Source organism: Tenacibaculum sediminilitoris (assembly GCF_964513795.1).
In the GTDB taxonomy this organism is placed as follows: Bacteria; Bacteroidota; Bacteroidia; order Flavobacteriales; family Flavobacteriaceae; genus Polaribacter; species Polaribacter sediminilitoris.
Window position 1 is genome coordinate 84,093 of record NZ_CAZEQR010000050.1, and the last position, 13,700, is coordinate 97,792.

The following is a 13,700-nucleotide window of genomic DNA, read 5'->3' on the forward strand; positions in this document are numbered from 1 at the left end:
AATGTTTTTTTACGCTGTTTTTGAAGGGGGTGGCGCTCTAGGTAAATAAAAGAAATACTAGTCTTCTTTGTGAGTTACTTTAAAATAAATATCATCAATCTTAGTAGCGCTAACTTTTAAAATTTTAATTTGAAAGTTTTCAATATGCAAAATCTCGTCTTGTAAAGGTATTGTTTCGGTATGATTTAAAATAAAACCTCCTAGAGTTTCATATGCTTCTTCTTTTGGAATTCCTAAACTGTATTCTTCATTTAAGTAATCTACCTCTAATCGTGCAGAAAAATTAAACTCGGTTTCGTTTATTTTTTCTTCTAATAATTTTTGTGTATCGTGTTCATCTTCTATTTCACCAAACAATTCTTCTACAATATCTTCTACTGTAATAATTCCAGAAGTTCCTCCATATTCATCAACTACAACTGCTATACTTTTTCGTTTTTTAATCAAGTTATTTAGCACATCATGTATAATCATAGATTCTGGCACAAACTCTACCGGTAATAAAATAGACTTAATTGTACGTGGTTTTTTAAACAATTCAAAAGCATTTACATAACCTAAAATGTCGTCTAACGAATTTTTATACACTAAAACCTTTGACAACCCAGTGGTAATAAACGTTTTTTTTAAGTTACTTACTGCTTCATGTATATCTACCGCTACAATTTCTGTTCTAGGAACCATTATTTCACGAGCTTTAACCTTGTGAAATTCTAAAGCGTTTTGAAAAATTTGTATTTCTGAGTCTACTTCTTCTTCGTCGTTACTTGCATCTAATTGTTCTAAAATATAGTTACCAAGTTCTTCTTTACTAAACTCTGTTTGGACTTCATCTTCTTTTGCTCGAAAGAAAATATGCAAACAAAAATCTGATATTTTAGTAATTACCCATGTTATTCCGTAAAAAAACACGTAAAATATATATGCTGGTACAGCGAAAAACTTTAGCATTTCATTTGCATAAATTCTAAAAATTGCCTTTGGTAAAAATTCTGCTGTTATTAAAATAATTACTGTTGAAATTAGGGTTTGTGTTAGTAAACTAATATCTGATAATAGGTAATTAACAACTGTAAAGTCGGAAGGTAAAAAAGATTGGAACCATCCCATTAATAATTCTCCCATAAAGTAACTATAAACTACTAATGCCACATTATTACCTACCAACATAGTTGTGATAAACTTTGAGGATTTTTCAGTTAACTTAGTTAAAATTTTAGAGAGTATTCCTTCTCCTTTCTTTTCTAGCTCTATATGCAGTTTATTTGCTGAAATGAAGGCTATTTCCATACCAGAAAAAAAGGCTGAAAATAAGATAGAAGTAAGAATAATTAAGACTTCTGGTTGCATTAACGTTCTTGGTTTCTTTTTTCTATTCTTCTTCTAAAATGTCGTTTAAAGAAGAAAATTAATATGATAAAGATAGCAAATCCGAACATAATTAACGCTTCTTCTTTGTCAGAATTCCATTTTAAGAATCCTTCAACAAAAAAAATGATTCCTATTACAAGGTATCCATATTGTAAATATTTCCAAAGTGCGTTCATTATATATCTTTTTGTGTAGTTTCTATATCTCCTGTAATGTCTTTAGCTATCCATTTGGTTAAATCTTCGCTAGATTCAAAACCAAAACCATTTATTACACTTTCTGGTGTTGTAAAACGGAAACCATCTTCAGTAAAAAAGTAATGCTCTTTTTGATCCCAAAATAGCTGATTGGTTTCTAATTTTGTTTGTTTTGAATGATTTATGATTACTACATTCCCTCTAATTTCTGACACTTTTGTATCATCATAAGCTAATGCATAATTTCCAGAGATTGTTGTTGAATCTATTCCTGATTTATTAATTGTTACTATTTCAATTCCCTTCGGAAATTCTTTATAGGAATGTTTTTTGTTGGAGTAATCATAAAAAACAGGTGCTTTTGTTTTTGAGGTTATTCTACCTGAATCTTTGTGAACATGATAAATATTTACTGCAGAACCTACTGGTAGGTTCTTATCAGCTAAAAAATCTCGTACCTCTTTTTTTGAGTTGGTACAAGAAAAAAACATTGCCACCAAACAAATGGTAGCAATGCTATTGTATATATGTTTTGTGCTCTTAAGCATTAAGCTCTACTATTAAGGTACACGAACAGTTTCTCCAATCCAACATCCAACTTTATAGCTAGCTCCTGATGCTATACCTTTTTGAAATACTAATTTCTTAGATGGTAAGTTTTTCTTGTAGCTAGAAATATATCTATTTGCTCCACATCCTGGGTCTACTTGTTTTGCTTTTAATGCTTTATTTAAAGCTGCTGCATACACCATTCTCTTTTCGAACTCATCACTACCACAAGAATTTGCACTTCTTTGGTATAAACTAGCAATGAATAAATATGCTTTACCCATATTAGGGTTATACTTTAATGCTTCATAAGCTAACGCTCTTGCTCTACTTCCACTATCACTTTGAGCTTCTCTTAACTTATACTTAGCTTTTTTGAATGGATCTGTTTCTAAATCGAATGCCTTTTTTCTCATCTCTGCTGCTCCACTTTTATCTCCATTTTTAGCTAACACTCCAGCTAAGAAGTTATAAGCATCTGCAGATTGGGTAACTTTAGCATATTCGTTTGCTAACTTTTCAAATAAAGGGTCAGTTTGACATTCTTTATTATACATTCTTGATACTGCTCTTTTTAACCAAACACCATCTGTTTTCTTCTCTTCAAAATCTCTTGAGTAGATTGGTATTAATCTTTCGCAAGTTGCTATCTTAGAAATCATAGCATCTAACCCTCCTTCAATTTGACCTAAAGAAGTTGAATTAATTGTATATGCTCTTAGGTTTCTTTTTTCTCTTGAACTAATTGTTTTTAGAGAGTCTTTTTCTTGTAGTTTCGCTATCTTCTTATTGTAATCATCTAGCTTCTCCCCTACAGACTCCATTACATCATCATACGTGTCAAAAACTTTTTGAGGATTTGTATCTTTATTCTTATCAGCTATTGTTTGAAAATATCTAAAGATATTTTTAACTCCCATATCTTTTGGAGAAATATCGTATGCCTTCTTCAAGATTTCAAAAACCTCATCATCAGATGCTAACTTATTCTCTATTAAGAACTCTGCATAATCACTATGAGCCTTTGCCGGATCTTTATCAGGGAAATTAGCCAATCTTGTTTCGTATACTTTTTTAGCTAAAACTGGGTTTTTTAAATTTTCTGCTACTTTTGCTCCATATTTATAGATATTGATAGATAACGTTGCACAATTATCTAATAAATATTCTAAGTTAGATTTTGCTTGAGTATATTTCTTTGTAGTAGCATCTCCTTTGAAAAGGTTATACTTGATATGACACTCTTGACTTGCTTGTGCTTTCACTACATTTACGGCTACAAACAAAAATAACCCTGTTAGTAAATACGTAATTTTTTTCATCGTTCTCTGTTTTTGTTAATCTATTCGTCTTTTTTGGAACCACTTAAGATCATTTAAAGATAAACTTAGTCTTATATTAAAGTAGTTTTCTTTTATTAAGTTATTCTTAGTCGTTCCTCTTTGTCCGTACTCAAATCCTACATTCACGTTTGATAATTGTCTCGGCAATGGCAATCCTAATCCAACATTTATGCCAAAGTCTTTAACCAAAGTAAAATTATTGGTTCCTTTCACTAATAGCCCTGTATCTTCAAAACGCAAACCTGCTCTATATGTCACTCTATCCCAATAACTTGATATTGAATTTATTTTTGGAATATAATATCCTCCTATTGCAAACTTACTCGAGTCATCATATTTATGAGATGCTCCATTTGATATAAAAGCATTATTGGTTTTTAAAGCGCTTTGAAATTGTTGATTAACTCCTATGTACCACTTATTTTCTTTTCCTAAACCAAAACCATAAACACTTTTGAGAGGTACACTTATGTTCCCTTCTAAGCTTCTATTAAACAATTCATCTCTAAGTATTTCTTGACCAGCTCCACTGAATGATAATGAATACATTCTCTCAGAACCTTTTGATGATAAATCTGTGGCTAAGGTAAGTGATGCACCAGTATAAAATTTTAATTTATTTTTTAATTCTGTTTTATATTGAACTCCTAATTTAAATTGACCTCCTCTTACATTAAAAGACTCTTCATGCTTTGTTGCTAAAGCAACATTCGTCCTTTGGTTTAAAATACTATTATCAATACTTCCAAAGATAAAACTAGCTTCAGCTCCTACTGACAGTCCTTTATATGCATAAATACCAAAGCTTGCGTATAATTTATTAGCTCCTCCTTCTCCTGTATAAAAAGTAATATCATCAGAGTTATCGCTATCCAACAAAGAATATCCTACAGATGAAAAAGGTTGTAATCCAACAGATAACCCTGCTTTTTTTCCAACAGGAAATCCTAAAGAAATATATCTTAAACTTGTAGAGTTTCCTGTTTGAGATACATTTTGTTCTTTAACTGTTAAAAAAGTTAAGCTACCTCCTATAGCGTAAGTCGCTGCTCTTAAATCAGCATTTGACGCTGGGTTTGTAAAATTTAAATGATGATAATCTTTCATTGCAACACCAATACCTCCCATAGAAGCTTGTTCTACTGTTACCCCTTCAAAATTCTCACCTATTCCAAAGTAAGAATATGGCGAAGCACTGTTCTTTTGTGCTAAAATTGCTGATGTAGTAAATACGAAAACTCCTAATATAAATCTCTTAATCATTCGCTAAATTGTGTATCAAAATAGTATGTAACCCCTCCAAAACAAAATTTGGATTGGCAAATATGACACTTTTTAATTGTTTTGACAAAAAATATGTATCCCCTCCTGTTAAAACTACTGTTAAATCTGGATATTTTTTTTGATATTCTGCTATAATTCCGTCTATTTCATTAGAAATTCCATTGATAACTCCTGAATGGATTGAACTTTCAGTATCTGTACCAATAAAGTTTTCTAATTCATTTGCTTCTAGTAACGGTAATTTAGAAGTAAAAGTATGTAATGCTTTATATCTCATGGCTATTCCTGGTGAAATGGCACCTCCTAGATAGTTTCCTTCATCAGTTATAAATTCATATGTTATACAAGTTCCAGCATCTAATACCAATACATTTTGATTTGGATATTTATTTACCGCTGCTGATGCTAATGCTATTCTATCTACTCCTAATGTTTTTGGTGTTTTATATAAGTTTTCAAATGGAACTTTTGTATTTGAATCTAAAAAAACTGGATTCAAGAGTTCCTTTATTTTTTTCGTTTCCTCATCTGTAAAATTTGCTACAGATGACACAATACTATTCGAAATTGAAAAATTTGAAATTATTTTTTTCAGTTCTGGAATTATATTTATTTTTTCAAAAGTAAAGACTTCTTTAATAGTATCTATTTCAAAAACAGCTACTTTAACTCTTGTATTGCCTACATCAATAATTAGGTACATATTTTTATTTCTTAGAGCTTGTAAATTTACGGTACATTTTTTTAAAGTTTTTACTTTGTAAAATTAAAAAACGATTGTATATTTGCATCCGCTTAACGAAAGTAGCAACTGGTGCCTTAGCTCAGTTGGTAGAGCAAAGGACTGAAAATCCTTGTGTCCCTGGTTCGATTCCTGGAGGCACCACAATAAAACTCGTAGCGTTTGTTACGAGTTTTATTTTAAAGATGTTACTTTTTAAAGCCATAACTGGTGCCTTAGCTCAGTTGGTAGAGCAAAGGACTGAAAATCCTTGTGTCCCTGGTTCGATTCCTGGAGGCACCACGATAAAAACCCGAACAATTTGTTCGGGTTTTTTAGTTTAAATGCTTTTTAATCTTCCTTATAAAGAACTTAAAGTATATAGCTAAATTATAAGTTAATGTAAAGGTATAACCTTACTTCTATATCTGAGCTTGGTTGGGTTGAAGATGTTTTCATAAAAACAGCTTATTTCAAAAAAAACTTAACAAAAAATGATAACAAGATTGTTATAACCAACTCAAAAGACAGTTATATGTTTTGTATTTATTTCAATTTGAATTTCATTTCTATAGGTAAATGGTCAGATGCTTGTCCGAACTCATTTAACACTTTTCCATTTACATATTCAATTGAATTTTCAGTATAGAAAATATAATCAATACGTTCAAATAAATCTTTTGTATCAAATGTATTTGCAGGGTTAGAAATCTCAAAAGCAGCATTTCCTACATTTTCCATTTCAAACATTTTTCGAATTACAGATTTTATATCTCTTGCTTTAGAATTAAAATCTCCTAATAAAATAGTTGGATATTTCTTTTTGTACTTGTTAAAAAGATTCAACACATACTCAAATTGTCTTACTCTTGTTGTTTTATCAAACGCTTCTAAGTGTAAGTTTATCACCACAACTTCTTTTCCTTCTAAAATAACTTTTACCACCTGTGCTAATCTATCTAAATACAAAGCGTCTCGGTAAAAAGGATTATCAGCTACTCGTTCTAAAACTATACGCTGGTAATCTTTTAACTCGTATTTACTTAAAATTGATTGTCCTGAGACTATCTTACCAAAATGCATACTTGGTGGCCAATACGGAAAAGGCACATAATGTTCATCCCAATTCACACCTCTTGCCACAAAGTTATACCCTAACTCCGCTAATTTTTCTTCTTGATTAACTTCGTATGATCTCGCTGCATTATAGTCAACTTCTTGAAGAGCAATAATATCTGGGTTTACTTTTTTAACTTTTTCAAGTACTTTTTTTAAGTTTGAATCAAATAATTCTTTAGTCTTGACAACTGCTCTATTATTTGTCATTCCGCTTAAATAACCAATATTATAAGTTACTATACTGTATATTGAATCATTATTATTCGTAGTAGTATACTCATGTGTAATAATTTTAGCGTATTCTGCCTCATCCATTGTTGGAGATGATGCCCAGAAAAAAAAGATTATAAACAGCCCTACTAATAGTAATAAAAACTTTAAAACAACTCTGAAAATAGACTTCATAAAAAATTAAAAAAATGTTAAAAATACTTTCAAATTTAAACTTTTTTAATCGTCTATAGTCTTAGATATGTAAAATAATTACGAACCTTAAAATTTAATAACATGAAGAAGTTACTCACAATATTGATTTTAACAGTTGGTTTTACTGTTACAACTCAAGGACAAAGAACAGATAAAGCCAAACATGAAAAATTAACTATTGAACAAAAAACTGAGCTTGCCGTTAAAAAGTTAACCTTGCAGCTTGATTTAACTAGAGCTCAACAAGATCAAGTAAAGCCTTTAATAGCAGAGCAAGTTGCCGAAAGACACAAAATGCATTCTAAAAGAAAAGCAATGAAGAAAAGTGGTAATAAACCTACTGCTAATGAACGTTATGCTATGAAAAGTAAGGTGCTTGACAAGCAAATTGCTTACAAAACTAAGATGAAACGTATTTTAGATAAGCAACAATACGAGCGCTTTGAAAAAATGACTGCAAGAAAGATGAAAAGACATAAAAAGAAAGCTAGTCATAAAAAATTCAGAAAAACTAAACATAAAGAAAAACATTAAGAATTTAAGTAAATTTAGTAGTATAGTAGATTAGTTTTTGATTAAAAAAGCTCGGTTCTGAGAACGGAACACCCTGTAAATTGTGTAAAAATTAAAACATCGAGAGTTACAATCCTCGATGTTTTTTTTAATTATTCCTTACATACACTCACTAAAGGTGTACAAATAACATTAATAAAGTCATTTACTTTCTTCTACATTCTCAAAAAAATATTCCCAAGCCCATAAATCAGCGTTATAAAATATTGGAGATTTTAATTTTTGCCCTCCATTTCCACTTACTTCTTCTCCAAAAGTGTTCCATTCATTACCTTTATCATCTTCTAAAATAACAGGAAATTTATCTTTTACTATTTTTAAATTAACTTCATGGGAGACATAGAACGAAGTAAAGAATTTCTTATTATTGTCTCCAACAACCACTATCGTATTTTTTTTATCAGTAACCTTATACATAGTAAGTTCTGTAAATTTATTATGGTTAAAAACATATGTGTTTTTTTTAATTCCATTAACCACAACACCTAAATAACCAGCCCAATTTGTCTTTTTTCTATTACTTTTGAATTGATTTGATTTTTCTGTTGAAAAGTTTCGATGGTAAACTTTTGCATTAGGGAAGTATTTTTTAACTGTTTCAAATTTAGTTTCAAAAGAATATATTTTTGAAATTTGTTTATAAATTTCCTCTCCACGAATACCGGTTATTAACATTTGAGACCAAAAGTTTTGTCTTTCTAAATCTGACAAAACTAAATTATCTTTGAATAAATAACCTGAAGCAATCATTGGTATCTGCTGACCGTTAATTCCTCCATAAAAACATATCCCGCTTTTTGTTTGTGGACAATATGATACTACATAATTAACAGAACCTATGTAATCATTTAAAACCTCAGAATAATTCAAATAATAATATGGATACGCTCTTATTTCATTATCTATTTTAATTAATAATAATCTGTCTTCATCTTTTAAATCCTTCATTTCTGATATGTTCTTAAAACTTGGATTTTGTATAAGGTCAAATGGAGCTCCTTCTTTTATAAAGTTTTCATCAACACTCCATAAACTAACCTCTTCGTCTGTAGAGGTAGAATTATCAAATGTGTCTGCACAAGAATAAAACACCAAGCAAAAAATAATACAACGCCAAACCATAGTTTTTATATTTAATTACTTTTAATAAGTCGGAAAAAAAATAAAACATTACATATCAGATAATTATAAAAATAACTCTTATTTTGAATTTTCTACATCTGAAGTCTCTTATGTAAGTGTTTTCCTAGTGACTTAAAAAGCTCTTAAGGTTATTTGTGCTGTTATTCTTTATACCAACTTGAATATTTCACATAGTTATTGGCTATTCTATCAATTTCTCCAGATATGAGTTCTTCTGAAATATCTTTTACTTTTTTTGCAGGTACACCTGCATATATGCTTCCACTTTCTACTCGTGTATTTTTAGTTACTACTGCTCCAGCAGCAATAATAGAATTAGATTCTACTACACAATCATCCATAATAATGCTACCCATACCTACCAGCACATTATCATGAATGGTACAACCATGAACTAAAGCATTATGCCCTATAGAAACATTATTTCCTATGGTAGTAGGTGATTTTTGATATGTTGCATGTATTACTGCTCCATCTTGCACATTTACTTTATCTCCCATTTTTATATAGTGTACATCTCCGCGAATTACCGCATTAAACCATACACTACACTCTTTTCCCATTTGTACATCACCTACAATAGTTGCATTTTCAGCGATGTAACAATCTTCTGAAATTTGTGGATGTTTTCCTTTTACTGGCTTTATAATTGGCATAAGTTTTTATTTAAAATACGATAATAAGTTTGCTTTTTTAGAGGCTGAAACCATAATCTCTTTCCCGTTTGATAGTATTATACTTCCTCCTTTACCTTTTTTATACTTTGCTATTTCATTAACGTTAACTAAAAATGATTTATGTATCCTAACAAAAGAACTATCTTTTAAAACTTCTTCAAAATACTTTAATGTTTTACTCACCAACTTTTTAGAGTTTTCAAAATAAATTTCGGTATAGTTATCGTCAGCTTTACAAAATAAGATTTCATTAATCTCTAACACTTCAAATCCATCTTGTTGCGGAATGGTAATTTTTCCATTTACCTTATGTGTTACTTTTGGAGTTAAAATAGCCGTTTCTAATTCTTTTTCTTTTTCTTTTATTTCTGTAACTATATTTACTGCCTTAATTAATTCATCTATCGAAATAGGCTTTAACAAATAATAAGTTGCTTGGTTGTTTAATGCTTCAATGGCATAATGGTCATAAGCGGTTACAAAAACTGTTTCAAAGGTTTGATTTTCTACTTTCTCTAATAGGTCAAAAGCATTTCCAAAGGGCATTTCTACATCTAAAAACACCAAATCTAATTCGTATTCCTGAATTAGTTTATAAGCTTCTTCAATATTGTTTGCCTCTCCTAATAATGCTACATTTGGACAATATTTAACGATATAATTTCGCAAAATATCTCTACTTATTTGCTCATCTTCAACAATAATAGCTTTTATCTTCATCGCTAATTTTTATCTTTTTTTAGTGTCAATTCAACTCTCGTTCCACCTCCATCTACAAAAGTATTAGAAACCATTACAGAAACTTTATCTTGATACATATCGTTGAGAATAGCTATTCTATTTTTAATGGTACTCATTCCTTTCGATTTTTGTTTTAGTTGATTTTTTGTTTTCATTTCTATTGACTTCTCTCTTCCTATTCCATCGTCTTCAACCATAATAGTAATAGCGTCTTTATTTTTAGAAAGCATTGAAATTTGTAATTTTCCTTTTTCTTTTTTATATCGAAGCCCGTGCCAAATAGCATTTTCTATATACGGTTGTAATAACATTGGTGGAATAGAGTATTGTTCTAACGGTATACTTTCGTCTATATGAATAGCGTAATCGAATTTATCTTTAAATCGGTTGTGTTCTAACTTCACATATAACTCTAACAATTCAATTTCTTTGGTTAACGGAATAAAGTCTTCATCTGAATTTTCTAACACTGAACGCATTAATACCGAAAATTCTGATAAGTATCGGTTTGCACTTCGTTCATCGTTTACTGCAATAAAACTATTCACTGAGTTCAATGCATTGAAAATAAAGTGCGGATTCATTTGTGAGCGCATCGATTTTAATGCCAATAAGTTATTAGCTAGTTTTTGTTGCTTATTTGTTCTAAACATAAAATACAATAACAAAACCATTAACAAAAACCCTCCAATTAATGAATAAATAATCCATTTTTGACGCTTATTGCTTTCTTGAACCAATTGTTGATCTTTATACGCTAAATTGATTTTACTGTCTGCTAATTTTTTATCTTTTTCTAAACTAACTATCCTGTTTTGATTGTCTAGTATTCGTTTTCTAAAACGTTTTATTTGCTGAATTTCTTGTTCTTTTCGAGAGTACAATGTATCTACTAATTTTACATAGCTTTGATAAGCTTCAAGAGCTTCTATATAATTACCAACTCTCTCATAGGCTTCTGAAAGTCTTCGTGTAGCGTCTTTCCCTATAATTAAATCCTTATTTTTATCTGCATCTTCAATACTCTTTTTTAGATATGGTATTGCTTCTTCATATTCAGATTTTTGTATGTATGCATTCCCAATTTTGTAGTTAATTTTTTGTGAGGTAATTGAATCAACTAACGTCTCATTATTTTCAGGTTCTATTACACCATCTGTTTCTTTTAAACTTTCTTTTCGTAACTGAATTTCTTTATCGTATCGCTGAGATTTATTATAAAAATCAGCTACTTTTTGTTGTTCTTTTAATGAACGTTTTTTGTTTTCTTCAGAGGCTAATTTTAATGAGTTTTTATAATACCCATCTGCTTTTTGTATATTTCCTTGTGCTGCAAAAACTTCGGCCAACTTAGAATTTAAATCCGTAATTTTAGGGGTAATTAAATTCTTTTTTGCAATCTCTAAAGCTTTTTTATAGTTAACTCTTGCTTGATTGTAGTTCTTTTGTGCCAGATACACATCTCCTAATCCTTGATATGCAGTTAAACGGAGGTAATTATTAAGCACTCCACTTTGTAAACTTTGTAAATAATTTTGCTCACTATCGTTGTAGTTTTTTGATAAGAACGCTGCTTTTGCTAATTGCAAACGAACTCTAGGAGAGTTTATTTCTTGTAAGGAAATTTGATAGTTTTCAACTGCTAAATCGTATTGTTTCCAATAAAAATACACCTCTGCCAACTCTTTGAATACATTGGCCCTTTGGTTTTTATCTGGATTTGTTAAAAGTGTCTTTTCTACAAAAGATAAACTTTTATCAATATCTTTCTTTTTATAAAACTTAACAGAATCTAAATATTGTGAATATAAACCTGTTTGTTTTCTTGTACTATAAGAACTTAGTTTTGATTTTCTTTTAGGTGTAAATCCTTCTACTTCCACCTTTATATCTTCATCATCTTTAATCGTATAAAAAACACGATTAAAATTAGGGTGTGATACTTCTAATAGACTTCCTGCTGTAGCTTTTACAGTATAACTTCCTGTTATTTCAGAAAATCGATAAGTTAGTCCGTTTACTTCTACTTTTGCATCTTTAATAGGCTGATGCGTTTCTCTACTTACTACTTGGACTTTTACTGAGAATTTTTTTGATAATTCATTATCTATTTGAGAATATACTGGTGAAAACCTCAACAGAACCATGGAGAATATTAGTATATAAAAAAGCTTTTTCATTCTTTGTTTCTTAGTGTAAACATACATACAAAAAGCCATACAAAAAAACGTCTATATTACTAAAACACTGTCAAAAACAATTAAAAATACGGGTTTACTCATTTAATTAATTATTTACCTAAACGAAATAACCTGTTTACTCATTCTCGATTTTTTAAGAAGAAAGTTGAAAGTAGTTTTGAGTAGAAATTAACACCAATCAAACTTTTACCCAATTAATAACTAAAAACAAAAATTATGAAAACGCACGCATTAAAAGTATTTTTCTTTTGCTTAGTACTACTAACGGTAACTACGTTTGCTAATGAAAATCAACCTACAAGAAAAGTAAAAAAACAAACGGTTAAAGTTGCATTGTTACTTGATACTAGTAATAGTATGGATGGGTTAATCAATCAAGCAAAAGCACAATTATGGGAAATTGTAAACGAGTTATCGTATGCTAAATGCAGTGGTATTACTCCTAACTTAGAAATTGCTTTGTACGAGTACGGAAACTCTAATTTACCTTCTAAAGAAGGATATATCCGACAAGTTTTACAGTTCACTAGTGATTTAGATGAGATTTCTGAGTATTTATTTTCTTTAAGTACAGATGGAGGGAGTGAATACTGCGGGCAGGTAATTCAAACTTCTTTAAATGAATTAGCGTGGGGCAACAATAAACGTGATTTGAAAATGATTTTTATAGCGGGAAATGAACCTTTTACACAAGGAAAAATTAATTACAAAGATGCTATTACTAATGCCAAAGAAAAAGATATTACAATAAATACTATTTTTTGTGGTAATTACAACCAAGGGGTTACTGGTAAATGGCAAGACGGAGCTATTTATGGAGGTGGTGATTATATGACTATTAATCAAAACAAGCATATTGTACATATTGTAACTCCTTATGACAACGATATTATTATTTTAAACAAGCGATTAAACAATACGTATATACACTATGGTTCTTACGGGTATTCTAAACACCGTAATCAAGCAAAACAAGATATGAATGCGGAAAGTTTGGATGAAGCTGTGGTAGTAAAACGAGCCGTAACTAAAAGTTCTAAACTATATAATAATGCTGAATGGGATTTGGTTGATGCTTCTAAAGAGAGAGAAATTAATTACAGTTCTTTAAAAAAGAAACAGCTTCCTAAACAACTACAAAATAAATCTGCTAAAGAAATTAAAGTTCATGTTGAAAAGAAACGTAAAGAGCGTACTGAAATTCAACAAAAAATTCAAGAATTAAATAAAAAAAGAAAGGCTTTTGTTGCCAAAAAACAACGTGAAAGTTCTAAAAAAAATGAATTAGAAAGTGTAATGATTAGAGCTATTAAAAAACAAGCAAAAAAGAAAAACTATTCTTGGTAGTTTTGATT

The 13,700-nt window shown here is 29.9% G+C and carries 13 protein-coding genes and 2 tRNA genes; 4 read left to right on the forward strand and 11 right to left on the reverse strand.

The genetic code is table 11. The features are described from left to right. Positions 1-57 precede the first annotated feature (57 nt). The 6 genes from ACKTSW_RS13305 to ACKTSW_RS13330 are packed head-to-tail and all read right to left on the reverse strand — an operon-like array spanning position 58 to position 5,447. The gene (locus ACKTSW_RS13305; protein ID WP_408025742.1) at positions 58-1,350 is read right to left on the reverse strand and encodes a hemolysin family protein; all 1,293 of its coding nucleotides are present in this window, start codon (positions 1,348-1,350) and stop codon (positions 58-60) included. Then, positions 1,350-1,547, reverse strand: a complete 198-nt coding sequence (locus ACKTSW_RS13310; protein WP_408025743.1) for a hypothetical protein — start codon at positions 1,545-1,547, stop codon at positions 1,350-1,352. Before ACKTSW_RS13310 ends, ACKTSW_RS13305 begins: the two co-directional genes overlap by 1 nt. Next, positions 1,547-2,116, reverse strand: coding sequence for an LPS export ABC transporter periplasmic protein LptC (gene lptC, locus ACKTSW_RS13315; RefSeq protein ID WP_408025744.1), 570 nt, complete (start codon positions 2,114-2,116; stop codon positions 1,547-1,549). Before lptC ends, ACKTSW_RS13310 begins: the two co-directional genes overlap by 1 nt. A gap of 12 nt (positions 2,117-2,128) precedes the next feature. After that, positions 2,129-3,439: a hypothetical protein gene (locus ACKTSW_RS13320; RefSeq protein ID WP_408025745.1), complete on the reverse strand. Its 1,311-nt coding sequence runs from the start codon at positions 3,437-3,439 to the stop codon at positions 2,129-2,131. Between the two features lie 15 nt (positions 3,440-3,454). Continuing rightward, the gene (locus ACKTSW_RS13325; RefSeq protein ID WP_408025746.1) at positions 3,455-4,723 is read right to left on the reverse strand and encodes a hypothetical protein; all 1,269 of its coding nucleotides are present in this window, start codon (positions 4,721-4,723) and stop codon (positions 3,455-3,457) included. Continuing rightward, positions 4,716-5,447, reverse strand: a complete 732-nt coding sequence (locus tag ACKTSW_RS13330) for a type III pantothenate kinase (RefSeq protein ID WP_408025747.1) — start codon at positions 5,445-5,447, stop codon at positions 4,716-4,718. The genes ACKTSW_RS13325 and ACKTSW_RS13330 overlap by 8 nt, the downstream gene beginning before the upstream one ends. Positions 5,448-5,557: 110 nt before the next feature. On the opposite strand from ACKTSW_RS13330, the gene ACKTSW_RS13335 reads away from it, so the two are divergent. After that, positions 5,558-5,630: transfer RNA gene (locus ACKTSW_RS13335), tRNA-Phe, on the forward strand. Between the two features lie 65 nt (positions 5,631-5,695). Continuing rightward, positions 5,696-5,768, forward strand: a tRNA-Phe gene (locus ACKTSW_RS13340). A gap of 243 nt (positions 5,769-6,011) precedes the next feature. On the opposite strand, the gene ACKTSW_RS13345 is transcribed toward ACKTSW_RS13340, so the two are convergent. Further along, positions 6,012-6,989: an endonuclease/exonuclease/phosphatase family protein gene (locus tag ACKTSW_RS13345; RefSeq protein WP_408025748.1), complete on the reverse strand. Its 978-nt coding sequence runs from the start codon at positions 6,987-6,989 to the stop codon at positions 6,012-6,014. Between the two features lie 123 nt (positions 6,990-7,112). On the opposite strand from ACKTSW_RS13345, the gene ACKTSW_RS13350 reads away from it, so the two are divergent. Then, on the forward strand, positions 7,113-7,544 hold the full coding sequence (locus ACKTSW_RS13350) for a hypothetical protein (RefSeq protein ID WP_408025749.1): 432 nt from the start codon (positions 7,113-7,115) through the stop codon (positions 7,542-7,544). Between the two features lie 180 nt (positions 7,545-7,724). On the opposite strand, the gene ACKTSW_RS13355 is transcribed toward ACKTSW_RS13350, so the two are convergent. From ACKTSW_RS13355 to ACKTSW_RS13370, 4 genes are all read right to left on the reverse strand, one after another. Continuing rightward, positions 7,725-8,705, reverse strand: coding sequence for a DUF3179 domain-containing (seleno)protein (locus ACKTSW_RS13355; protein WP_408025750.1), 981 nt, complete (start codon positions 8,703-8,705; stop codon positions 7,725-7,727). A 161-nt stretch (positions 8,706-8,866) separates the two neighbouring features. Beyond that, positions 8,867-9,382, reverse strand: a complete 516-nt coding sequence (locus ACKTSW_RS13360; protein WP_408025751.1) for a gamma carbonic anhydrase family protein — start codon at positions 9,380-9,382, stop codon at positions 8,867-8,869. 6 nt (positions 9,383-9,388) lie between these two features. Next, entirely contained in the window at positions 9,389-10,123 is a 735-nt protein-coding gene (locus ACKTSW_RS13365; RefSeq protein ID WP_408025752.1) for a LytR/AlgR family response regulator transcription factor, read from the reverse strand. A 2-nt stretch (positions 10,124-10,125) separates the two neighbouring features. Further along, entirely contained in the window at positions 10,126-12,324 is a 2,199-nt protein-coding gene (locus ACKTSW_RS13370; RefSeq protein WP_408025753.1) for a tetratricopeptide repeat-containing sensor histidine kinase, read from the reverse strand. A gap of 237 nt (positions 12,325-12,561) precedes the next feature. On the opposite strand from ACKTSW_RS13370, the gene ACKTSW_RS13375 reads away from it, so the two are divergent. Further along, complete coding sequence (locus ACKTSW_RS13375; RefSeq protein WP_408025754.1) at positions 12,562-13,692, forward strand: hypothetical protein; 1,131 nt, start codon at positions 12,562-12,564, stop codon at positions 13,690-13,692. Positions 13,693-13,700 lie beyond the last annotated feature (8 nt).